Consider the following 21184-nt stretch of genomic DNA (forward strand, 5'->3'; position numbering starts at 1 on the left):
CTTGATGGTTCCTTGGTGGTTCAGTAGGGTGTGCCGGGCATTTCAATGGTCTGCTCCTGCAGCTGATCGTCGAGTTCACGCAGCAGGCGATAGACCTGAGCCACCGCTTGCAGGGTTTCACGCGGGATGAACTGGCCGACTTCGCTGCGATACAGCGTGCGCGCCAGCCACACGTAACGAATCACCGGCACACCGGCCGCCCGGGCGCGCTCGATCAGCTCCCGCGCCTCGGCATCGTGGCCCTTGCCGATGATGCGTGGCAGCGGGGTTTGCTGCGGGCGGTAGAACAACGCCACGGCATAGTGGGTCGGGTTGACCAGCAGCAAATCGGCTTCTTCCAACGGCGCCTTGGCCGCAGCCGCGCCGGCCGGCTGCTGGAGCATTTCCCGGGCCAGTGACTTGCGGTGCGACTTCATGTGCGGGTCGCCTTCCATTTGCTTGAATTCCTTGCGCAGGTCTTCGTGGCTCATGCGCTGACCCTTGATGAAGAAGTACTTCTGCAGGGCGAAGTCCACCACCGCCAGCACCAGCAGCAAACCCAGGCAGATACGCGAGAGGCGGCGAAACAGGGCGATCATGGCTTGCCAGTAAGTGTCCAGGTCGGCACTGGCCAGACCGATCAGATCGCCCAGCGCCGGCGGCAACACCAGGTACAGGACCACACCGATCAGCAACGCCTTGCACAGGCTGTTGAGCAGGTTGAACAACTGGCGCGAAGAGAACATCTGCTTGAACTGATTCAGTGGATTGAGCCGCTCGAAATCCAGCTTGAGCGCTTCGGGCGCGAACAGCGGCCCGAACTGCACCCAGCCACCGATCAGGCGCATGGCCACGGCAATCCCCAGCACTGGCAGCATGAACAGCAGCAAGTCCCAGCCGGCCTTGGTCAACACCTCGCCGACGCCGGCGCCGAACGGTCGGCCGATCTGCTGCAGGGGCAGGTTCATCAGCGCCTTGAGCCTGGCGATGCCGCCGTCGGCCAGCCCCAGGATCAGCTCGAGCAGTGCGCCGAAGATCAGCAGTTTGGGCACGTCCTGGCTTTGGCCTACCTGACCTTTCTTGCGGGCATCGGCGAGTTTTTTCTGCGTCGGCTGCTCGGTTTTTTCGCTCATGGCGTGACCTTGAGCAGCAAGGGCAGCAGGTGTTTGAAGTCGCCGAACTGCGCCAACTGGCCCTGGCCGAGCCAGCACAGCATCGGCAGATAGAGCACCAGAAAGCCCAGACCGACCAGGCTTTTTGCCGGCATCGCCAGCGTCGACACCTGCAACTGGGGGCTGTACAGGCTGAGAATCGCCATGCCGAACTCGATCAGCAACAACAAGCCCACCAGCGGCGCGGCGTACAGCACCATGCAGCGAAAGGTGCTGGCGAGCAGTTTCAGGTAAAGATCCCAGCCATCCGTAGCGGGCATTGGCAGCCAGTGATTGGCCGGCCACACCGCGTAGCTGTCCCAGATCACCTGCGTCAGCGCGGCATAACCGCCGCCGAGGATCAGCAACAGAATCAACAGTTGCTTGAACATGTGCCCCAGTTCCGAGGTGTTGTCGCCCAATGCCGGGTTGATCTGGCCGCCGATCAGCGCACCGCGCTGGTTGTCGAACAGGCAGCCGATGGACTCAAACATCCAGAACGGCATCGCCAGCAGCAGGCCCAGCAGCAGGCCGATCAGGCTCTCTTTCAAGACCAGCCCGCCAAGGTCGATCCAACCCAGGTCGTGACCGGCCAGACTGGCGCGGATGCCTGGCATCGGCACCAGCGCCAACGCCAGGACGATGGCGTGGCGCAGCATGCCCTTGATCTCGCGAAAGGCGAACGCCGGCACCAGAAACAGGCAGGGATAGAGGCGCGCCATGCCTAACGTCAGAGCGAGGATGGATTCGGAGACTTCAGTGAAGGCCGGCTGGAACATTTCAGGCCCTCGTCTGCGCGATCATGCTGAATGCCAGGTTGGCCAATTGCATCAACTCGACGCCAATCCAGCGCCCGGTCAACGCCAGAGCGATGCCCACGGCGACCAGTTTGATCGCGAACGGCAGGGTCTGGTCCTGCAACTGCATGACCGCTTGCAGCAACGAGGTCAGCACGCCGACGATCACCGCCACGATCAACGGCGGCGCCGACAGCACTACCACCAGCAACATTGCCTGCTTGAACAGCGTCAATGTATCCATGGCGCCCTCACAGGTAGCTGTAGAAAAGGCCATCGAGCAGTCGTGTCCAGCCATCGACCAGCACGAACAGCAGGATCTTCAACGGCAGGGAAATGGTCATCGGCGCCACCATTTGCATGCCCAGCGCGAGCAGGATGTTGGAGACGATCAGGTCGATCACGATGAAGGGCACGTAGATCAGAAAACCGATCTGGAACCCGGCCTGCAATTCCGAGAGCACGAACGCCGGGACAATCAGCAGCAGGTCGTCGCGGCTGGCCTTGGCCGCCATCGGCGCCGGCCACATGCGCTGAGTGTTTTCCAGCAGATGGGTCTGGATGTCCGGATCGACATTGCGCGACATGAACAGGCGCAACGGCTCCAGCACCTGGGTGCCGGCGCTTTGCATGGCGCTGAAGTTGTCCATGCGTTGCGGCAACTGCCGGAAGCGCTGGCCCATGTCGTTGAACACCGGCGCCATGATGAACAGCGTCGCCGCCAGCGCGATGCCGTACAGCGCCATGTTCGGCGGTGCCTGCTGCACACCGATGGCGTTGCGGGTAATCAGCAGCACCATGGAAATCTTCAGGAACGCGGTGCAAATCATCATCAGCAGCGGCACCAGCGACAGGGCGCCGAGGAACAGGGCGAGGGTCAGCGGGTCGACATCCTGCACATTCACAGGCGCGGCTCCAGCCGGGTGATCTGCAAGCCCAGACGGCCTTCGATGTCGACCAGTTCGCCCTGCGCCAGCACCCGCTCGCCGTGACATAACGTGGCTTCCCCCGGGGTGCAGCCGTTGAATCGCAGCACCGAGCCGACCCCCAGATTACGCAACTGGCCGAGGCTCAAGTGGAGGCTGCCGGCACGCAAGGTCAGGGCCAGCGGCAGGTCGTCAAAGCGCGTGGATTCTGCACCCGGCGCTGAGGGCTGTACCTCGCTGGGCACGGGTTGATCGGCGAGGGCGAAGTGATCCAGAGAGGCATTCATCGTCAGGTCTTCCAGTTCGGTAAGGGTGAAGTGCAGGGCAGTGCCCGGCAATTGACGCAGGTGCAGACGGCAGGCGCCGATCTGCAGGCTGCCCTGGCCGTCGGCGCTGAACAGGGCCTGGTGGATAAGCAGAACATCACCCGGTTGCAGGCCGAGTAATTCGCCGCGACTCAGGCTGCAATGTCCCAGCAGCAACGGGATATGCACGGGCCAGATCGGCTCGTTATCGTTGCCGGCATTGCTTTGCCAGGCCGCGTTTTCGAGCCAGCGCAGCAAGGTCTCGGCGCTGATTCGCAGACGGCTGGTGTGGGTGCCCAGCGTCGCGCCGCGCAGCTCCAGCAGACAGTCCAGCCCCGGCACGGGCGGTGCAATGACCGTTTGCAACGGGCTCCATATCGCCTGCAGTTCAGGGGCCAGATACTGGTTGTACAGCGGCCAGTACCAGGAGCATTGCGTGCTGGCAGTCAGTGGGTCGGCAAGGATCGCCGGGCATGCGGAGATCGCACTCAGCAGTGGTTCTGCGTTGTCCAGCCAGAACCGGCCGCAAACTGATTCGAGCGCTGTGGCGGGCTCGCTATTGAAGGCGGTCGGGGCCAGCCGTAGATGAAGGGACGTGGGCGCCGGTTGCGTCAGGTTCAGGCACAGGCCCGCGCCCAGGCGCTCGCGCACCTGGGCTTCGGCCGACGACAGGTTGCGCAGGCGCAACGCTTGCACGGTCATGTCAAATGCCCTCCCGGTGCAACCGCAGGCGCACCGCGCGTCCCAATTGCCGGGCAAGCCACGCCGCGCTGGTCTGTTGCAGCGGTTCGACCTGGCGCCACGCATCCGGAGCCATGTGCACGGCGATTTCCAGCGCCGCGCCGTGGTGGATGACATTGACCTTGACCGGGCCAAGGTTGGGCAGCTCCAGATGCGCTTCGAGTACGCCGGGTTGCGGATCATCCAGATGCTGCTCCAGACGTTCCAGCAGTGCTTGCCACCAATCGATGTCGCGCTGCTCCGGTGCCGCCGCACTGTCTGCGGAGGAACCGGAATTCTGCTGCTGCGGCTCCTGAAAACCGGCTCCGCCAAAGTCGGCCAGCAGGCCTCGGTCGAGGTTGCCCAGGGTGTCCAGCAAGTGTTCGAAATGCTCGCTCTCGTCACGAATTTCACCGCGCAGATCCTGGCGCCGTTCGGTTCTGGCGGGCCAGGTCGAGGCCGTGGTTTCCTGACGTGGGCGCAGGGCTTCGGGCATACGCGGTGGCGGTTTGAGTGTGGCGTGGCGCGGATTCATGAGGCATCCCTTGCAAGGTCGCGCAAATAGTCGAGTTTCTCCACATCGCGCTGGCGCCGCCGCAATTGCTGCTCGCTGTCCTCCGTCCATTGCTGCTGTTGCCGATGTTCGTCCTGCAAGGCCTGATAGCTTTGCTCGACCCGCTCGATTTTGCGCAGAGCCTGCTGTTCGCCGACCAGCCACTGGTTCATCTCGGTGAGCAGCAGACGCCGATTGACGTGGGCGTCGCGTTGGTCAATGCGACCTTGCTGGTGTTGGTCACGTAGCTCGCGCAGCTCACCGGCCAATTGTTCGAGCCGGCCGTGCAAGGCGCTGAGCACCGAGCGTTGGCGTTGCCAGGCTTGTTCGGCCATGGTCAAACGGTGGCGGCGGATCGGCAGTAGTAGATCGAGCGTCGGTGTCAGGTCGGCATTGGCCGGGGTCTGGTAATCGGAATCAGACTGGAGCATGGGCGGTTACCTGCAGAAGGTGATCCAGGGTTTCATCGAGCGTCACCGGCTCGCGCAGCGATTGCTGGAGGAAGGCCTCGATGCGGGCGCGAGCGTCCACGGCGCAATCGGTCAGCGGGTCGTTGCCAGGCTGGTACTCGCCGAGCTTGATGAGCATTTCCACTTGCTGATAAGCAGCCATCAGTCGGCGCAACTGTGTGGCCCCGTGTTGCTGTTCGGTTCCCACCACATTGCTCATTGTCCGGCTCAGGCTGGCGAGAACGTCCACTGCCGGGTAATGCCCGCGTTCGGCCAGGCGCCGGGACAGCACGATGTGGCCGTCGAGCAGCGAGCGCACCTCGTCGGCGACCGGATCGTTCATCGAGTCCTGTTCGATCAGCACCGAATACAGCGCGGTGATGACGCCGTCGTGGGTGCGCCCGGCGCGTTCCACCAGACGCGGCAACAGGCTGTAGACCGACGGCGGCAAGCCACCGCGCCCGGCCGGCTCACCGCTGGCCAGACCGATCTCGCGCTGGGCACGGGCAAAGCGGGTCAGCGAGTCAATGATCAGCAGCGTCGATTTGCCCTGCTGGCGGAAGCCCTCGGCAATCGCCGTGGCGGTGAACGCAGCGCGGGCGCGCTCCATGCTGCTGCGGTCGGAGGTGGCGCAGACCAGCACGGTGCGGCTGCGCAGTTCGGCATCCAGTTCATGGTCGAGAAACTCACGCAGCTCGCGTCCGCGCTCGCCGATCAAGCCAAACACGATGGCCTGACACGGGGTATTGCGTGCCAGTTCGGCGAGCAGGGTGGTCTTGCCGCAGCCGGCGCCGGCGAATATCCCCACCCGCTGGCCTTCACCCAGCGTCAGCAGACCATCGATGGCGCGCAGCCCGGTGGCCAGCGGTGCTTCGATTCGCGGGCGCTCGCTGGCGGCGGGGGCATCGCGAATCACCGGCAGCGCGCCAATCGCCCCGGCCTCGGCAAACGCCTGCGGGCCTTCGCCGTTGAGCGCGCGGCCAAAGCCGTCGAGCACGCAGCCTAAAAGGTGATCGCCGACCAGCAGACTGTGCGGCTGGAACAGTGGTGTGACTCGCGCGCCAATGGCTATCCCGTCCAGCGCGCCGAGGGCCGCCAGCAACGTGTGTTCACGGTCGAACCCGACGATTTCGGCCATCACCTCGCTGCCGTCGGCACGCAGGATCTGGCACAGATCGCCGATCCGCGCCCGGGGCATGCGGCTGTGCAGCAAAATGCCGCTGACCCCGGTGATGCGCCCGTGGATCGCTACCGGTGCGCAGTGTTCGATCCGTTGCCGATGTTGCCCGCACCATTGCTGCAACTGTGCGATGGCATCCTGCATCACCAGCTCACCTCAATGCGCCGATCACCTTCGAACACCACTTGATGTTCGCTGATGCCGACCAGCCGCACGCCAGCCACTTCGTCGCCGAGAAACAAGCGCCGGCCATCGCTGGTCAACACGTTGGGCAAGCGCGCCAGACTGATCTGGACAATGCTGAACGGCAGCAGCGGGGTGGCTTCGGGCAGGTCGCTGAGCACCTGCAACGGGCTGCGATACTGCTGCTCGAAACGCAGCAGCATGCGTTCGGTCGATTGCAGCAGATCGTCCTCGTCGAAACGGCCTTTGAGCAGGATCTTGCCCGGTTGCTCGACGAGGCTGATCCGGCTCTGCAACTCACGTTCCTTGAGCATGTCTTGCAGAACCTGACGGACTTCGGCGGCATCCTTGAGCGCGGTTCGGCCCGGCACTGGCAGCGGCGTCGGTGGTTGCGCCGGGATGTTGATGCCCCAGATCAATGTGGCGAGAAACAGCAACAGCGCACCCAGCAGCAGCAATGGGCCGAGCAGCGAACGCGAGCGTGTCGGGGCGGCTATGTCAGCGTCGCGCTCCGCATTCATGGGCGGCAATGGGGTTTCTGTCGATGCCGGCGGCTGATCTTCAGGCTCGTCCTCGGCGGGCCATTCGGTGTTGGCACTGACCACCGACAACCAGACACCATTGAGGGCAAACGGCGTGCCCGGTTGCAGGGTGGCGATGGCATCGACCTTGTGCCCCTCGCTGTCGGTGACCGGGCCGTCCTTGCGGGCCAGCGACCAGGTGTCGTCGACCAGCCGCAGCAGGCAGTGGCGATCCTTGATGCCGGGGTCGTACAACGCCAGGTCGGCGCTCTGGGCCGAACCGATGCACCATTCGCCACCGCTCAACGGCAGCGCCGCCCCCCGGTGCAAACCGGTGAGCACGCGCAGCTCATACATCATCTCGGGTTTCATCGCATCACTCCGTCAGGCCATCAAGGCATGGGCTTCTTGCAGATCGAGGCGTCCCAGCACCTGTACCTGCACCGAGGACAGCAACTCGGCAAAGGACAGCACCGGAACATGGTTGAATTCATCCCTGAGTAAACCGTGCAACGGGCTGCGCAGGTCCTGCGCCACCAGCAGCACCGGCGCCGGTCGCGAGCGCAGCGGGAAAGCGTGGCGCAGTTGTTCGAGCAGGGCATTGCCCAGTTCCGGTTCGAGGGCAAACCAGGCTTCGTTCTGGCTCTGGCGCAGGGCGTCGCGCAGCAGCACTTCGGTTTCCGGGGTGATCAGCCACGCATTGAGCGCACCTTGTTCTGTGTGCTGGTGGCAGATTTGTGCCTTGAGGGCGATGCGCACGTAATCGGTGAGGGCGTTCAGGTCGCGTTCGTGTTGCCCTTGTTCGATCAGCGTCTCGGCAATCGGCCGCACCGAGCGCAGCGACACCAGCTCGGCGGACAGCCGTTGCAGCACGGCGGCGAAACGCGCCAGGGGCAGGGTACGTTGCAGCTCCTGCGCCAGCTCCGGCTGTTCGCTTTCGAGCCAGCCGAGGATCGCCTTGCTTTCCTGCAGGCCAATGAACTGCGGGCCAGTGGCCTGGAAGGCGCGGCTCATGCGTTCGAGGATCAGCTCCTCGGCACTGACCGGCTCGACACTGCTCATGCGCAACAGCGCATGGTCGGGGGCAAACCACACCCATTCACTCTCATCACGCTCCGCGCGCCCCGGCTCGCCGTCGTGCAGCTCCCCGCACTGGCGCAGATGCACGGCTTGCAGGGTTTCACTCCAGGTGGCGCGAATCAGCGGCACTTCGTAGACGCAGAATCGAAATTCGTCTTCGGCGCAATCCTCGCTGAACTCCAGATCGAACGAAGGCAAGGTCAGGCCGAAACGGTGCACCAGGGTGTTACGTCGCTGGCGAATGCCGTGCAGCAAACGCTCCAGCGCCGCACTGCCTTTGTGGGCGGGATGGAACTGCAACAAATAGGCGCGGGACGGATTGAAGCGGCGGATGTCTTCGCGGCCATTGAGTTCGGGCGCGCCATTGCGGGTGGCGCCGTCGTGATCCTGGAGAATCTGCTTCTGGCGAATGCGCCACAGCTGAATCAGGCCACTGAACAGGCAAATCAGGCTGATGCTGATGAACACCAGACTGGGCATGCCGGGGATCGCGGCAAAGCCGAGCATGCCGATCGAGGAAAACACCCAGGCCTTGGGCTGACTGGTCAATTGTTCGGCGATTTCATGGCCGATGTTGGCGTCGCCGGCCTGACTGTCCGGCGCCACCCGGGTGATGATCATGCCGGCAGTCAGGGAAATCAGCAGCGCGGGAATCTGCGCGATCAGGCCGTCGCCGATGGTCAGCACCGAGTACAGGTGCATGGCGTCGGAGGCCTGCATGCCGTTTTGCAGCACGCCGATGGAGAAGCCGCCGATCAGGTTGATAAAGACGATCACCAGACCGGCGATGGCGTCACCTTTGACGAATTTCATCGCACCGTCCATGGCGCCGAACAACTGACTTTCCTTGGACAGTTGCTCGCGCCGCTGACGGGCTTCACGCACGTTGATCAGGTTGGCGCGCAGGTCGCTGTCGATCGACATCTGTTTGCCGGGCATGGCATCCAGGGTGAAGCGCGCGGCGACTTCGGCCACCCGTTCCGAGCCCTTGGTGATCACCAGAAAGTTGACGATGGTCAGGATCAGGAAAATCACCAGACCCACCGCCAGATTGCCGCCCACCACGAAACTGCCGAAGGCTTCGACGATGTGCCCCGCATCCTGTTGCAGCAGGATCAGGCGGGTGGTGGCGATCGACAGCGACAGCCGAAACATGGTGGTCAGCAATAGCACCGCCGGAAACGTCGAGAACGCCAGCGGTCGCGGCAGGTACATGGCCAGCACGATCAGCAGCGAAGAGATGCAGATGTTCAGCGCAATCAGCACGTCGACCAATGCGGTGGGCAGTGGCAGGATCATCATGAACACGATGGCCATGACCATCACGGCGCCGACGATTTCGGTGCGGCGCATCACCGCCAGCGCCAGGCGGTTGAGGGCGTGGATCAGGCGATTCATTGCAGACCTCGCCCCGGCTCGACCAGCCCCATGGCCTGGCGTTCTTGCCGGGCCAGTTGCTCCATCAGGTTATGCAACAGGCGCAGGCCGTTTTGCCGGGTCTTCAGGTCTTTCCACAACACCAGCGGCAGGTTTTGCAGCAGTGGATAGAGGCCGTTGAAATACAGCGGCTGCAAGTGCGGAGCGTTGTCCAGAGTGTCATCGCTGAGCAGCGTCAGGTCGCGGGCGAAGAAACCGTTGGCACAAAAGCGCAGCAGCCGTTTGCTCATGGCCAGCGGCGTCATGCTTTCGCGGCGTTGTTTCTGGCTCAAACGCTGCAACAGGTCGTGGCAAGCCTTGATCAGATTGTTGAGCTGCCCGCAGGAGCCCAAGCCGCGCAACATCGAGCCGAGAACGTTACCGGGCAACGAGGGCGAAAGGGCGGCGATGTCGTCCGCCAGCGCCCGTTGCAAGGTGCGCAGGCCGCGGGCGAATTGCTCTTCACTGAAGTGTTCGAGCAGGGCTTCGAGCAGGCTGGCCAAGGGTTGCTGGCCGACGATGGCTTTGTAGTAGAGCTGACGCATCGCCGCCCGTTGCTGCGGGTCGCGGCTGAACAGGGCGATGGCGCTGGCGGTATTGAAGCCCGCTCGGATTTTGTCACCGTGCACCAGACGCAATTCGTCGATCAGCTCGCGCGTGTTCTGCGCCTCGCCGTCCAGACCTTCAGCCAATGACAGGCGCATCGCCTGTTGCAGCAGAATGTCGGTGCGCGCCGGATCGTTGTCCGCGACGCTCAGCGCCGCCTGCAGTGAGGGCTGCTGTTGCAGTTGCTGCTGCATGCGCCGCGCCTGTTGTTCGAGGCTCGGCTGGTCGCCGTGATCAAGCAGGCGATAGAGCTCGACGAGCTTCTCGATGCGCTCCACGCGCTGCCCTCGGGAAGCATCGCTGATGTGGCGTTCGTCGAGGCTCTTGCTGTGGCGCTCGATGCTTTCGCTGAACTTCAGAGCCACCTCTTCCATGGAGTCGATCAGCGGGTTCTTCGCCGTGGCCGCAGTGGCTTCGGTGCCAAACAGCGGACGCGGCAGCAAGTCCAGTGGCAGGGCATCGTTGTAGTTGGAAATTTTCATGGAGGCGCACGTTCCACCGCTATTCAGGTGTGCAGTGAGTGGCGTTTGCCGGCGTCCGGTTCCCTGGGCGCGAAGCGGCCCGGTTGACTGTGCAAGAACTGGCACAGGCTTTTTGTCGAAAGTGCAACAAATGGCAAAAAACGCGCTTTTCGGTTTTTAAAAGTGTTTAAAAACAATAAGTTATAAAAGTACCAAGGTTGGTACGCTCGCTGCTCTCTATCCCTCCCGCCACTGTCGGCATAGCGTGAGTGATGAGGGAACAAGCGTGGAATCGAGTAGTGTTCAAACGGAAGCGAAAGTCATTGCCGCCATCGAACTGGACCTGGGCGGACTGGCACACAGCAGCGAGAAAAAGCTGCGCGGTTTCATCAATAAGCGAGTGTTCAACCCGGCCGATGTCGATGACCTGATGCAGATGACTTATCTGGAAGCCTGGCGCAACCAGCACAAGTACACCGGGGCGTCGAAACCGGAAACCTGGCTGTTCGGCATTGCCACTAACCTGGTCAGCAACCACTTCAAGAACTTCTATCGCCGGCCGCAGTGCGCGGTGCTGGAAGAGGCAGGCATCGAAAGTCTGGAATATGGCCACGACCCGAGCCAGGTCAGCGAGCACCAGCGCCTGCTCAGGCGCACGCTGGAGGCCATCGACGACTTGTCGGTGGACATGCGCGCGGTGATCGATCTGGTGGTGGATTCCGACATCAGCTATCAGGACGCCGCGCAGCAACTGGGCGTGCCCATCGGCACGGTGCGTTCGCGTCTGGCCAGGGCCCGGGGCCAGTTGAAGTGCAGTGTCTACACCGGGAGGGCCAGCGCATGAACGGATTTCGTCATAGCCAACCCATGACCCTGCCACGCGGTGTGCGTGAGTCCTGCGATGCCGACCTGCCGGCGATGATGGAGATCTTCAACGAAACCGCCGGCACGGGTGCCAACTCGCCAGTGACCCGGCCGATGACGCTTGAGGAAGTGACTTTCTATATCAATCTGTACAAGCGCGATGGCCTGCCCGTCTACGTGCTTGAACGCGGCGGCGAAGTGGTCGGCTGGCTGTCGATCAACCGCTTCAGTTGGGGCACCCAGGCCTGCCGCAACACCGGCGAAACCGCCATTTATGTGCGCGCCGACCGCTACGGCAGTGGCATCGGCGTGCGCCTGGGCCATGCGACGGTGATCCTCGGGCGTCAGTTCGGCCTGGAAACCCTGGTCGCCTGGATCATGGCCGCCAACGTGCCTAGCCAGCACATCGTGCAATCCATCGGCGCGGTACTCTGGGCCCGCTTGCCAGGTATCGCCCGGTTTGGCGAGGAGCGGGCGGACGTGTTGCTGTTTGGTCTACCGTTGTTTGAGGCGGGGCCGGACTGAGGGCAGATGTGCATTTGCTGCTGTGCAGCGGTGACTCGCGTCGCCGCTGCCGAGGGCAGCCTCGGCAGCGGCGCTGGTCATTTTCTCGAGATGGTGGAGCGCTTCACCGGTCCTTTGCTGCTCAAGATCCGTCGTGCTGCGTGCACGGCGCGGTCGGAGAGCATTTCCATGCGCGGTGATTGCAACGCCCACGCATGCCAGTACAGCTCGACATCGGTGAAATGCCCCGGCGCCACATCCACCAGTTCGCGACTTTTCAGCAAATCGCTGACCTGCATATACGGCACCATGCCGTAGCCGAGTCCGCGGCGAATGGCTTTCAGACGAGCCTCTGGCAGTGACAGGTAGTGCGTGGGGTAAGCGTCTGCGTGCAGGCCGAAGCGTGACTGCATGAACTCCGACTGCAGGGTGTCTTTGCGCGAATAGGCAAATACCGGCGCCTTGCGTGCCGCCGCGCGGGTCAGGCCTTTGGCAAACCAGCGCTGCTGAAACTCTGGTGATGCGACCAACTGGTAACGCACCGGACCCAGCAGCTCAGCGAAACAACCGCGCATAGGCTGCGAACGCGTGCCGATGCAGCCGATGACCTGGCCGCTTTCCAGCAAGGCATAGGTGTGATCCTGATCGTCGACCACGACGTCGAGCAAAATGTTTTCGCTGACGAATATCTCGGCCAGTGCCGGAAAGAACCATGTCGCCAGCGTGTCGCCATTGACGGCAATGACCACGCGCAGGTGATCCTGTTCATCGCCGGTCAGCTCGTTCAGCAGTTCTTCTTCGAGCACGGTTGCACGACGCAGATAGAGCATCAGTTTTCGTCCCGCCAGCGTCGGCTCGCACGGGCGTCCGCGCACCACCACCGAGCTGCCCAAGCGAACTTCAAGGGCGTGTATGCGTTGCGACACCGCCGACGGCGTCACGTTAAGACGTTCCGCAGCCTTCTCGAAACTGCCGCTGTCGACCACGGCGAGGAACGCCTGCATCTGTTTTGCGTCGAGTTGCATGGCTGTCGCTCTGGTTAAGTATTTCTAATCGTTACTGAAAGATACTGCGTTTTTCTTCACTTAAACATAGCGCTGCTCAATCATTGCTCGGCAGCGACAGTGAGCGGTTACAGCCCGCGCAACACACTGCACCGGGTGTCATCCGATTTTCCGAATGACAGCAATGAGGCTTTATTCACAGAGAAAGGTGGGCGTGATGAGCATTCAAATATGCAGCGTCCGATACTTGCCATGAAACTCAATATGATCATCGCTGTGAGCGCCATTGCATTGGTCGGCAACTATGTCTGGCAATCCCACGACCTGAAACTCGGTCCTTATGAGTATCAGGTCTCGGCAAAAACACAGCCGTCCCGCCACACTCATTCCGAGGCCCGTCGGATGGCGCTTAGCGGCGCCGGGAAGAAGTGCGCTTCGCTCGGCAAGCAGATCGACGTGTTTGACGTGCAATCGCGCTTGCCGCTCGATCCCGGGAATGACGTGGCTAACGTGACATTCGTCTGCAAGTGATCGCTGTTTCGGCGATTCGAGCCAGCCAGAAACATTGCAACTTTTAATCTATCGGCGGTACACACCATGAAGTTATTGATGATTGCGTTGCTTGCGACGCTGTTGAGCGCCTGTGTGACATCTGTGCATGACTGGTCCAGGCCCGGCGCGAGTGCCGCTGATATTCAGCACGACAAAGCTGAATGCCAGTACCAGGCCAAGGCCGCGACCGCCAGCTACCATTCAAGCCCTGCTGCAAACGATACAACTCACGGCATGGGCAGTGCCGTGGGTGACGGGATCGTCATTGCGGAAAAACAGATCGACCTGACGAATGATTGCATGCGCGTCAAAGGCTACTCAGGGCAATGAGCGGGGCAGATGGTTTCATTCAAGACCTCGCCTTATTGACCGATGCATACCGTGTTGGACTTGGTTCGTGTGGTTTGGCCATCGGCTGATGCGTCACCCTGAACGTCGACGCTTTCGGTGGTATTGCATTCCTGCATGGCGGGTTTCGCGGTTTTCTGTTGCCACTCCCGATCTTGCTGGGCTTGCCAATCGGCAACGGCTTTCTTGCGTTTCTGATCGGAGATCATCATGCAGTTTGCAAACGCGGTAGAGCCTTGTACGTAGCCGTAACCGGCGCATGTCTGACGGTCTTCAGCCGCTTGTTGTTCAGCGCTCATGCAACCGCTTAACGTGGCGGCAGCGCTGAATGTCAGGAAAAGGAGGGGAATGACGCGTGCAGCGCAGGTATGAGGCGTTTTCATGGGGATTTCCAGGAAGTGAGGTCATACATTCAGGGGCTGCACGTCCTGGTCCGCTGGCCTGATGCCCGTGCTTGAGGGATCGAGGGGCACTCGAAAGTGAACGTCGAGTGCTTCAACCCGTTGGACAAGTCACCAAATCTTTATAGTACAGTCGTCATCGAACCACCTGTCGTATGAGGCTTTTCGGCAATGGGTGTACAAAAAACCGACAGATGGGCACGGATCGCATGCGTACAATTACGCACGATCATCGAAGAGTAATACGACGTTTAAATGAGTGATTCTACGGCGACAAACAACGGCAACTGGTACGCAGTGATTGCCCTGGCACTGGCTGCGTTTGTGTTCAACACCACCGAGTTTGTACCGGTCGGTCTGTTGAGTTCGATCGGCAGCAGCTTCGACATGTCGACCGCGCAGGTTGGCCTGATGTTGACTATCTATGCGTGGGTGGTGTCTTTGACGTCGCTGCCGATCATGCTGCTGACACGCAATGTCGAGCGCCGACGGCTGTTGATCGTGCTGTTTGGAATGTTTATCGCCAGTCACATTCTGTCGAGTCTGGCGACCAGCTTCGGTGTGTTGCTGGTGAGCCGGATCGGTGTGGCGCTGTCGCATGCGCTGTTCTGGTCGATCACCGCGTCTCTGGCCGTACGCCTCGCGCCGCCGGGCAAACAGGTTCAGGCCTTGGGTTTGCTGGCGACCGGTACTTCGCTGGCGATGGTGCTGGGCATTCCCCTCGGCCGCTTGTTGGGCGAGGCCATGGGCTGGCGCACCACGTTCATCGTGATCGCCGGCTTTGCGGCGGCGCTGGTGTTCTGTCTGGCAAAGGTGCTGCCGTTGTTGCCCAGTCAGAACTCCGGCTCGCTCAAGAGTCTGCCCGTGTTGTTGAAGCGGCCGGCACTGGTGGCCATCTATGTCCTGACGGCGCTGGTCGTGACGGCACAGTTCACCGCCTACAGCTACATCGAACCGTTCGTTCTGACCGTAGCGGGCATGAGCGGCGATGTGGTGACGCTCCTGCTGTTGTTATTCGGCGGCGCCGGTATTTTCGGCTCGCTGTTGTTCAGCTACCTGCACAGCTATAACCCGCAGCGCTTTCTGATCATCTGCGTGTCGTTGCTCGCCTTGTGCCTGGCTTCGCTGTTGCCGTTGAGCGGCAACGTCTCATACCTCGGCGTGCTGAGTGTGTTCTGGGGGATGGCGATCATGGGCTTCGGGCTGGCGTTACAGTCGAAAGTCCTGGTGCTGGCGCCGGACGCTACCGACGTGGCGATGGCGTTGTTTTCCGGGATCTACAACATCGGTATCGGCGGCGGGGCACTGGTGGGGAGTTGGGTGGGAAGTCAGTTTGGCTTTGCTTACATTGGGGTGGTGGGCGGAATGCTGGCGGCGTCGGCGTTGGCGTTTTACTGCCTGTCGCTGTATCGCCTGGCCCGGTCCGTGGCTTGAGTTCAAGGACTACAAGCCGCCGCCGGGCGCATTCATTTAAAACGTTGCCTGCTCAATGCGCAGGCAACTCGAGACTGTCCGGGTCGCCGAAGAACATCTGAATCCGCGACCGTAACCAACGCTCCCCGGGATCATTATCCTGCGACCCGCGCCACGCCATGTGCAGCTCAAACGTGCGCGTCGGCAACGGCGGGTCTTCAGCCCGCACGCCACCGGCGGCCGTCAGTGCATCGGCGGTGTAATCCGGTACGGTGGCGACGATGTCGGTGCCGGCCAGCAACGTACTCAAACCGTTGAATTGCGGCACGGCCAGCACCACATGACGCTTGCGCCCGAGCTTCTCCAGCTCCTCATCAATAAAACCACTGAGGTCGCCGGCGAACGACACCAGCGCATGCGGGCGCGCGCAGTAGTCATCCAGACTCAGCGGGCCGGGCACGGTGTCGGCGCGCAGCAGTTTCGGCTGGCTGCGACGCAGCACCTTGCGTTTGGCGTTGGCCGGCAGGTCAGTGGTGTAGCTGACGCCGATGGAGATTTCGCCAGAAGCCAGCAGCCCCGGCATCAATATGTAGTTGACCCGACGCACGACCAGCACGATGCCCGGTGCTTCGGCGCGCAGACGTTTGAGCAGCATTGGCAGCAGGGCGAATTCGACGTCGTCGGACAGGCCGATACGGAATACCGAAGTGCTGGTGGCCGGATCGAACTCAGCCGCACGGCTGACGGCGGTGGAAATCGAGTCGAGCGCCGGGGAGAGCAGGGCGAAGATCTCCACCGCGCGGGCGGAGGGTTCCATGCTGCGCCCGGTGCGCACGAACAACGGGTCATCGAACAGGCTGCGCAGGCGCGAGAGCGCCGCACTGATTGCCGGCTGGCCAAGAAAAAGCTTCTCGGCGGCGCGGGTCACGCTGCGTTCGTGCATCAGAGTTTCGAATACGATCAACAGGTTCAGGTCGACACGACGCAGGTCATTACGATTCATCTGGAGTCCTGGCAGAGTCATCAAGCTTGACGAGAGCGGCCATATGAGAACAATGGCCGGCATGAATATTACGGGGAAAGGCTGGTACTCTGCACCGCTAAATTCAGCTTTACCGAGCCGGTTGCGGTATTTTTTTCATCGATTTTGCCAATGCCGTCCATACTGCGGAATCAATGACAGGCATGTCGACTATTAATAGCCACTGATAGTCTTGGGTCAAAAGCCCAGATAGAGTTCAGGGCATTAGAGGTTACTTTGACGAGGTTTGCGATGTCCCGCACGATCCGTTTTCACAAGTTTGGTCCGGCCGAGGTGCTCAAATGCGAAGAGCATGCGGCCGCTCAGCCAGGTCCCGGCGAAGTGCAGGTGCGTGTCGAAGCGATCGGCATCAGCTGGTACGACATTCTCTGGCGTCAGAACCTGGCCTCGTCCCAGGCGCGCCTGCCGTCTGGTCTCGGCCATGAAATGGCCGGTGTGGTGACCGCCGTCGGCGATGGTATCGGCGATCTGTCGGTTGGCGACAAGGTGGCCAGTTTCCCGGCGCAAAGTCCGAACGACTATCCGGTGTATGGCGAGCAGATCGTACTGCCACGCACCGCGCTGACCCGCTATCCGGATGTGTTAAGCCCGGTCGAAGCCAGCGTGCATTACACACCGCTGTTGATCGCCTATTTCGCTTATGCCGATCTGGCACGGGTCAAACCCGGGCAGTTTGCCCTGGTCACTGACGCCAGCCATTGCGCCGGCCCATCCTTTGTCCAGTTGGGCAAAGCCCTGGGTGTGCGGGTGATCGCGGCGACGAAAACCGCTGAAGAGCGCGAATACCTGCTGTCGCTGGGGGCCGAGAAAGTCATCGTCACCGAGGAAGAAGATCTGTTGATGCGCATCAACAAGATCACCGACAATCGTGGTGTCGACGTGGTATTCGATGGTCTCGGCGGCCCGCAGATGTCGTTGCTCGGCGATGTGCTCGCGCCACGTGGCAGCCTGGTTCTGTACGGTCTGCAGGGTGGTAACCAGACACCATTTCCGGCGTGTGCGGCGTTCCAGAAAAACATTCAGTTCTTCGTACACTGCATCGGTAACTTCACCGGCAAGCCCGAGCTGGGCATCACCCAGGACCACGTCGCCTTGCAGCGTGCCCTGCGTGACATCAATCAGCTCACCGCCGACCGCGTACTGCTGCCACTCAAGACTCGGGTCTTCCCGTTCAACGAGTTCGTCGAAGCACATCGCTACATGGACGAATGCCCATGCCGCGAACGGGTCGCCCTTCAGGTCGAACCTGCGTAACGCCCTCCAAACAGAGTCCGTGGCCCCACGGACTCTTGCGTTGTACCCCTCGCAAATAATCAGACATACCGGACAGGGTGCGTGGCCGGTTGTGCATCTGAACCGGTTTTTGTCCGCTATCTGTATCTTCTAATCGGCATTTAAGCCCTGATAATTGAATGATTACTTTCATCTCAAGGAATGAGCCATGTCTGTGCATTCTGTTTTGTTTGCCGTGTTTAATATTTCCTCCTGTGGGCGATATACCGGTTTCTGTTTAATGGCTGTAGGTTATTTCCTATTGTCGTTCTGCTTTTGTTGTACTCAATGTTCGTGGGATGCTGTAAGAAGTTTCCTCAGATATTTTTCACTCAGGGAAAACTCAATGGTGACGGGGGTTTACGTCACCTAGAGTGGCGAAGATATCGACTTCCATGCGTCAAGTGTTTCAAATAACTTCAAAAGCATAAGTGTTAGTATTTGATCGTCTATTACTTATTGATGAATTTATTGCGCCAGCTTCACTGCTGATGCGCGATATGAATTTTTTACGCCGGGTAAAGTACTGATGAGCACGATCCATGATCAGGCAATGAACTATGTCTATCAGCAAGTATTGCAGCGTCTGCTGAGCTTCTTTTCCAGAGCCGAACGCACAGCATTGCAATTGCTGATTCAGCGGCTGGTGGTCGCCGCCGGTGGAATGGAGCGCATGGGTGAATACAAGGTCATGGTGACACCGTCCGGTACCCGTGACAGTTGCTATACCCTGGCGTTGCTGCGCGCCGCGCAGTTGAGTATCGCTGGTCGAGCGCCGGCCACTTTTCAGTTGCGTGTGGCCACGTTGCGCTGGAGCGGAGCGGGGGCGGCGCCCGGAAATATGCACCGCAGCTTCGCCGCCCTGTTTCTGTACGACGATCCCCGGGTCGAGTTGCTGATGGTGGATCATCGTCAGGTGTTGCCATTCAATCACCTGGCGCCACCCGACAAGGACAGTACGGAAGCCAATCGCACCAACCTTCTGATGATGGGGCATCGACGGGCCTCGGACGAAAAGCTTGAGTTGTGGGATGACGCATGCCTGGCCTGGGCGGAGTTTTGCGGCCAGATCGCCCGCTGGGGCAATGGTGTCGACGCCTGGGTTGCCAGCGAGTCGCCGCGTCGACAAAAGCAATTCATCGATAACCTCGATCGGGCGGTGCAAAAGGCGGGGCTCGGTGCGCTGCCGCCCAATGCCGGAACATTCGATGAGCTGTTCGCCTTGCTCGACGGATTGGGAGGGGACTTATATCGTGGTTTTTACGCCGAATCCGAGCGCCGCTGCTGGCGTCCGGAAGACGGGTTCGAGTCATGCCGTCGCACAACGTTTGTCGACATTCACGACATGGCGGTGGGCAACCTGGAAGAACGCTGGCCGCTGCTCAGCGAGTTTCTCGGGTTTCAGGCAGAGGAGTGGGTGTTCCACCAGGGCGAGGGCGAATATGCCGACCCGTTGATCAAGGCCCATTTGCGCGGCCTGGAGGCGGAATTCCTCGACGGCCGCAGCTATGAAACCGGATTTTCCCAACATGTTCAGCACATGCTGGCGACCATGCAGCAGCAACGGGTGCCGGAACCGGTATGCGAGCAGATGATTGCCAGGTTGGGGCAACAGCCGGCGCTGGATGAACTGCGCGAGGCCGCGGCGAACTGCATTCACGCGACCTATGGCTTGAATGAAACCCAATGGGTCTGCCTGTTGTTCACGCCGTTCATTGACCGTGGTGCCGGCCTCGAGCGGTTCCTGCGCCGTTGTCATCCCGGCATGTTGGTGGCGATGCCCGATTTGCATCGTGCCATGCAGGGGCTGCACGGCCCGGAGCAAGTGCTGCAATGGATGACGGATGTCAGTGGTTTGCCGGTCAGGCTGATCAGTCGTCTCTACGCCATGGAGTCATTGCCGGTGCGTGGCGCCGCCCCGAACGCAGCAGACGCCGCGCACCAAACGGCTATCGACGCCAGCGTGGGTGAGCGATCAGCGGAACGTTGAGGTGAGCGCTCCATTCTTCTGCGCATCTGTGTCAACGGTATTGGGCTCATGAAGACTGCGCGGGAGCCCGGTTTTGCTTATCAGGCGGTCTATCGCTACCTGATGCGGCTGATAGCGGAGTCGGCCGGCGACGGCAACGCCAGGCTGCCGTCGTTGCGCCAGTTGGCCAATCGTCTGAACGTATCGATCTCGACCATTCAATACGCTTATTCGTTGCTGGAGAAGGAAGGCAGGATCTATTCAGTCGCCAAGTCCGGGTACTACGCCCGGGCGGTGGCGCAGGTTACGCAGCCAGCGTTTGGCAATGATCTGCTCGAAACGGTCTACGTCAATGCGCGGCGCCCGGGGATGCGATTGTTGAGTGCCGAAGATCCGGTTTCACTCCAATCGCTGGACAGCCCGCTGCTGTTGATGGAGCGCGAACTGCTGCGCCAGTACCCCCGGCAGCCACTGTTGCTCGGCCAGCCCTGTGGTGACTCGGAGTTGCGCGCTGCGCTGGCGGCCCGCTACACCACCTCGCCGAGGCAATGCTGGCATGCCGAGGATGTCTACATCGGTGCGGATCTGCGCGGGGTACTGGAAATCCTGGTTGCCGTTCTGCAACTCAAACACGCAACCGTTCTGGTCGAGTCGCCGTGTGACTGGTTGATACTGCGGTTGCTGCAGGCGGCAGAGGTGCGTGTGATCGAGCTGCCGTTGCTGGCCTGTGGCGGGCTGGAGCCGCAACTTCTGGAAACACTGCTCAAGACTGAAAGCGTGCGGCTGATTCTCCTGTCGTCGGGCCTGAGCATGCCCCGTGGCACGCAGGTTCCTGCGGATAACCGCGACATCATTGCCGGACTGCTTCGCGAGCATGGCACCTGGGTGCTGGAAAATGATTGCTATGGTGAGCTTGGCGAGGGAGTGGACGGCGAGCGCTTGCGTGATCGGCTGGATCCTGACCGGCTGTTGATCTTCTCCTCCTTCGAGAAAATCATTGGCATCGAGGCCCCTTACGGGTTCGTGTTATCGCGCCAATGGAAAAACGAAATGCTGCGGCATTTTCTGATGCGATCATTCCGACTGTCCCCGATCCGTCAGAAGGCCATTGCCCGACTGTTTGGAAACGGCCGGATCGACCAGCACCTGCACGTACTTCGCAGACTCCTCAGGGAGTGTCGGACCCCGATGATTCACTTGCTGCGCGAACGTTTGGGCGATGCACTTCAGGTCGTCGAACCGCAAGGCGGCGCGACCGTCTGGGTGCGGGCACTGCGTCCGGTGGACATGCGCGATGTATTTCAGCGCCTGCTCCGACAACAGGTGTTGATTGCGCCGGGCGAACTGTTCAGTTTGCAGGGATTGCACCGTCGTCATCTGCGCCTGAACCTGCTGGATCATAGTGACACCGGTTTGGCAGGGGCGATTGCATTGCTGGGCGATGCACTGCGGTTGGCACCTCTTGAATGAACGTTGAAATCTGTCGGA

At 61.1% G+C, this 21184-nt stretch carries 22 protein-coding genes; 8 read left to right on the forward strand and 14 right to left on the reverse strand.

The genetic code is table 11. The features are described from left to right. Positions 1-20: 20 nt before the first annotated feature. From sctU to sctW, 11 genes are read right to left on the reverse strand one after another with little or no spacing between them, the layout of a single operon-like run. A complete protein-coding gene (gene sctU / locus JFU48_RS21670; RefSeq protein ID WP_201137610.1) occupies positions 21-1112 on the reverse strand; it encodes a type III secretion system export apparatus subunit SctU in 1092 nt (363 codons plus the stop codon). After that, a complete protein-coding gene (gene sctT / locus JFU48_RS21675) occupies positions 1109-1909 on the reverse strand; it encodes a type III secretion system export apparatus subunit SctT (protein WP_201137611.1) in 801 nt (266 codons plus the stop codon). Before sctT ends, sctU begins: the two co-directional genes overlap by 4 nt. Position 1910: 1 nt before the next feature. Then, positions 1911-2171 carry a type III secretion system export apparatus subunit SctS gene (gene sctS, locus JFU48_RS21680; RefSeq protein ID WP_003225065.1) on the reverse strand — a complete coding sequence of 87 codons (261 nt, stop codon included), beginning with the start codon at positions 2169-2171 and terminating at the stop codon, positions 1911-1913. Between the two features lie 7 nt (positions 2172-2178). Continuing rightward, positions 2179-2832: a type III secretion system export apparatus subunit SctR gene (sctR, locus tag JFU48_RS21685; protein ID WP_003225064.1), complete on the reverse strand. Its 654-nt coding sequence runs from the start codon at positions 2830-2832 to the stop codon at positions 2179-2181. Then, positions 2829-3860, reverse strand: coding sequence for a type III secretion system cytoplasmic ring protein SctQ (gene sctQ, locus JFU48_RS21690; protein WP_201137612.1), 1032 nt, complete (start codon positions 3858-3860; stop codon positions 2829-2831). Before sctQ ends, sctR begins: the two co-directional genes overlap by 4 nt. A 1-nt stretch (position 3861) precedes the next feature. Then, positions 3862-4413 (reverse strand): type III secretion system HrpP C-terminal domain-containing protein, encoded by a 552-nt coding sequence (locus JFU48_RS21695; RefSeq protein WP_201137613.1) that lies wholly within the window; start codon positions 4411-4413, stop codon positions 3862-3864. Further along, positions 4410-4862, reverse strand: coding sequence for a type III secretion protein (locus JFU48_RS21700; protein WP_201137614.1), 453 nt, complete (start codon positions 4860-4862; stop codon positions 4410-4412). Before JFU48_RS21700 ends, JFU48_RS21695 begins: the two co-directional genes overlap by 4 nt. After that, a complete protein-coding gene (locus tag JFU48_RS21705) occupies positions 4849-6204 on the reverse strand; it encodes a FliI/YscN family ATPase (protein WP_201137615.1) in 1356 nt (451 codons plus the stop codon). The genes JFU48_RS21700 and JFU48_RS21705 overlap by 14 nt, the downstream gene beginning before the upstream one ends. Further along, the gene (locus JFU48_RS21710; protein ID WP_201137616.1) at positions 6204-7136 is read right to left on the reverse strand and encodes an FHA domain-containing protein; all 933 of its coding nucleotides are present in this window, start codon (positions 7134-7136) and stop codon (positions 6204-6206) included. Before JFU48_RS21710 ends, JFU48_RS21705 begins: the two co-directional genes overlap by 1 nt. A gap of 12 nt (positions 7137-7148) precedes the next feature. Beyond that, a complete protein-coding gene (gene sctV / locus JFU48_RS21715) occupies positions 7149-9242 on the reverse strand; it encodes a type III secretion system export apparatus subunit SctV (RefSeq protein WP_003225053.1) in 2094 nt (697 codons plus the stop codon). Next, positions 9239-10348, reverse strand: a complete 1110-nt coding sequence (sctW, locus tag JFU48_RS21720) for a type III secretion system gatekeeper subunit SctW (RefSeq protein WP_003225051.1) — start codon at positions 10346-10348, stop codon at positions 9239-9241. The genes sctV and sctW overlap by 4 nt, the downstream gene beginning before the upstream one ends. A gap of 265 nt (positions 10349-10613) precedes the next feature. Between sctW and JFU48_RS21725 the strand changes: the two genes are divergently transcribed. Further along, the gene (locus JFU48_RS21725) at positions 10614-11171 is read left to right on the forward strand and encodes an RNA polymerase sigma factor (RefSeq protein WP_003225048.1); all 558 of its coding nucleotides are present in this window, start codon (positions 10614-10616) and stop codon (positions 11169-11171) included. Continuing rightward, positions 11168-11716 carry a GNAT family N-acetyltransferase gene (locus tag JFU48_RS21730; protein ID WP_103483497.1) on the forward strand — a complete coding sequence of 183 codons (549 nt, stop codon included), beginning with the start codon at positions 11168-11170 and terminating at the stop codon, positions 11714-11716. Before JFU48_RS21725 ends, JFU48_RS21730 begins: the two co-directional genes overlap by 4 nt. Before the next feature lie 77 nt (positions 11717-11793). Here the strand turns inward: JFU48_RS21730 and argP are convergent, their stop codons facing one another. After that, a complete protein-coding gene (gene argP / locus JFU48_RS21735; protein WP_003225044.1) occupies positions 11794-12720 on the reverse strand; it encodes an HTH-type transcriptional regulator ArgP in 927 nt (308 codons plus the stop codon). A 99-nt stretch (positions 12721-12819) separates the two neighbouring features. Between argP and JFU48_RS21740 the strand changes: the two genes are divergently transcribed. Beyond that, positions 12820-13230, forward strand: coding sequence for a hypothetical protein (locus JFU48_RS21740; protein ID WP_157160366.1), 411 nt, complete (start codon positions 12820-12822; stop codon positions 13228-13230). A gap of 66 nt (positions 13231-13296) precedes the next feature. Next, entirely contained in the window at positions 13297-13581 is a 285-nt protein-coding gene (locus JFU48_RS21745; protein WP_003225039.1) for a hypothetical protein, read from the forward strand. 32 nt (positions 13582-13613) lie between these two features. Here JFU48_RS21745 and JFU48_RS21750 read toward each other — a convergent pair whose 3' ends face one another. Beyond that, positions 13614-13982: a hypothetical protein gene (locus tag JFU48_RS21750; RefSeq protein ID WP_201137617.1), complete on the reverse strand. Its 369-nt coding sequence runs from the start codon at positions 13980-13982 to the stop codon at positions 13614-13616. Between the two features lie 273 nt (positions 13983-14255). On the opposite strand from JFU48_RS21750, the gene JFU48_RS21755 reads away from it, so the two are divergent. Continuing rightward, positions 14256-15434, forward strand: a complete 1179-nt coding sequence (locus tag JFU48_RS21755; RefSeq protein WP_003225034.1) for a sugar transporter — start codon at positions 14256-14258, stop codon at positions 15432-15434. A 52-nt stretch (positions 15435-15486) separates the two neighbouring features. On the opposite strand, the gene JFU48_RS21760 is transcribed toward JFU48_RS21755, so the two are convergent. After that, a complete protein-coding gene (locus JFU48_RS21760; RefSeq protein WP_007963542.1) occupies positions 15487-16416 on the reverse strand; it encodes a LysR family transcriptional regulator in 930 nt (309 codons plus the stop codon). 270 nt (positions 16417-16686) lie between these two features. Here JFU48_RS21760 and JFU48_RS21765 point away from each other — a divergent pair, with 270 nt between their 5' ends. From JFU48_RS21765 to JFU48_RS21775, 3 genes are all read left to right on the forward strand, one after another. Further along, on the forward strand, positions 16687-17709 hold the full coding sequence (locus JFU48_RS21765; protein WP_003225033.1) for a zinc-dependent alcohol dehydrogenase family protein: 1023 nt from the start codon (positions 16687-16689) through the stop codon (positions 17707-17709). A 547-nt stretch (positions 17710-18256) separates the two neighbouring features. Then, positions 18257-19717: a hypothetical protein gene (locus tag JFU48_RS21770; protein ID WP_201137618.1), complete on the forward strand. Its 1461-nt coding sequence runs from the start codon at positions 18257-18259 to the stop codon at positions 19715-19717. Between the two features lie 48 nt (positions 19718-19765). Then, a complete protein-coding gene (locus JFU48_RS21775) occupies positions 19766-21166 on the forward strand; it encodes an aminotransferase-like domain-containing protein (protein WP_201137619.1) in 1401 nt (466 codons plus the stop codon). Positions 21167-21184: the final 18 nt, after the last annotated feature.

The sequence above is a fragment of the Pseudomonas sp. TH49 genome (assembly GCF_016650625.1).
GTDB classification, from domain to species: Bacteria; Pseudomonadota; Gammaproteobacteria; order Pseudomonadales; family Pseudomonadaceae; genus Aquipseudomonas; species Aquipseudomonas fluorescens_H.

Coding starts and splice junctions, on each gene's coding strand:
- JFU48_RS21695 (WP_201137613.1), bottom strand. CDS start 4,413: ATGAATCCGCGCCACGCCACACTCAAACCGCCACCGCGTATGCCCGAA.
- argP (WP_003225044.1), bottom strand. CDS start 12,720: ATGCAACTCGACGCAAAACAGATGCAGGCGTTCCTCGCCGTGGTCGAC.
- sctT (WP_201137611.1), bottom strand. CDS start 1,909: ATGTTCCAGCCGGCCTTCACTGAAGTCTCCGAATCCATCCTCGCTCTG.
- JFU48_RS21775 (WP_201137619.1), top strand. CDS start 19,766: ATGAAGACTGCGCGGGAGCCCGGTTTTGCTTATCAGGCGGTCTATCGC.
- JFU48_RS21750 (WP_201137617.1), bottom strand. CDS start 13,982: ATGAAAACGCCTCATACCTGCGCTGCACGCGTCATTCCCCTCCTTTTC.
- JFU48_RS21745 (WP_003225039.1), top strand. CDS start 13,297: ATGAAGTTATTGATGATTGCGTTGCTTGCGACGCTGTTGAGCGCCTGT.
- JFU48_RS21755 (WP_003225034.1), top strand. CDS start 14,256: ATGAGTGATTCTACGGCGACAAACAACGGCAACTGGTACGCAGTGATT.
- JFU48_RS21770 (WP_201137618.1), top strand. CDS start 18,257: ATGAGCACGATCCATGATCAGGCAATGAACTATGTCTATCAGCAAGTA.
- sctV (WP_003225053.1), bottom strand. CDS start 9,242: ATGAATCGCCTGATCCACGCCCTCAACCGCCTGGCGCTGGCGGTGATG.
- sctU (WP_201137610.1), bottom strand. CDS start 1,112: ATGAGCGAAAAAACCGAGCAGCCGACGCAGAAAAAACTCGCCGATGCC.
- sctW (WP_003225051.1), bottom strand. CDS start 10,348: ATGAAAATTTCCAACTACAACGATGCCCTGCCACTGGACTTGCTGCCG.
- JFU48_RS21710 (WP_201137616.1), bottom strand. CDS start 7,136: ATGAAACCCGAGATGATGTATGAGCTGCGCGTGCTCACCGGTTTGCAC.
- JFU48_RS21760 (WP_007963542.1), bottom strand. CDS start 16,416: ATGAATCGTAATGACCTGCGTCGTGTCGACCTGAACCTGTTGATCGTA.
- JFU48_RS21705 (WP_201137615.1), bottom strand. CDS start 6,204: ATGCAGGATGCCATCGCACAGTTGCAGCAATGGTGCGGGCAACATCGG.
- JFU48_RS21765 (WP_003225033.1), top strand. CDS start 16,687: ATGTCCCGCACGATCCGTTTTCACAAGTTTGGTCCGGCCGAGGTGCTC.
- JFU48_RS21700 (WP_201137614.1), bottom strand. CDS start 4,862: ATGCTCCAGTCTGATTCCGATTACCAGACCCCGGCCAATGCCGACCTG.
- sctS (WP_003225065.1), bottom strand. CDS start 2,171: ATGGATACATTGACGCTGTTCAAGCAGGCAATGTTGCTGGTGGTAGTG.
- JFU48_RS21730 (WP_103483497.1), top strand. CDS start 11,168: ATGAACGGATTTCGTCATAGCCAACCCATGACCCTGCCACGCGGTGTG.
- sctQ (WP_201137612.1), bottom strand. CDS start 3,860: ATGACCGTGCAAGCGTTGCGCCTGCGCAACCTGTCGTCGGCCGAAGCC.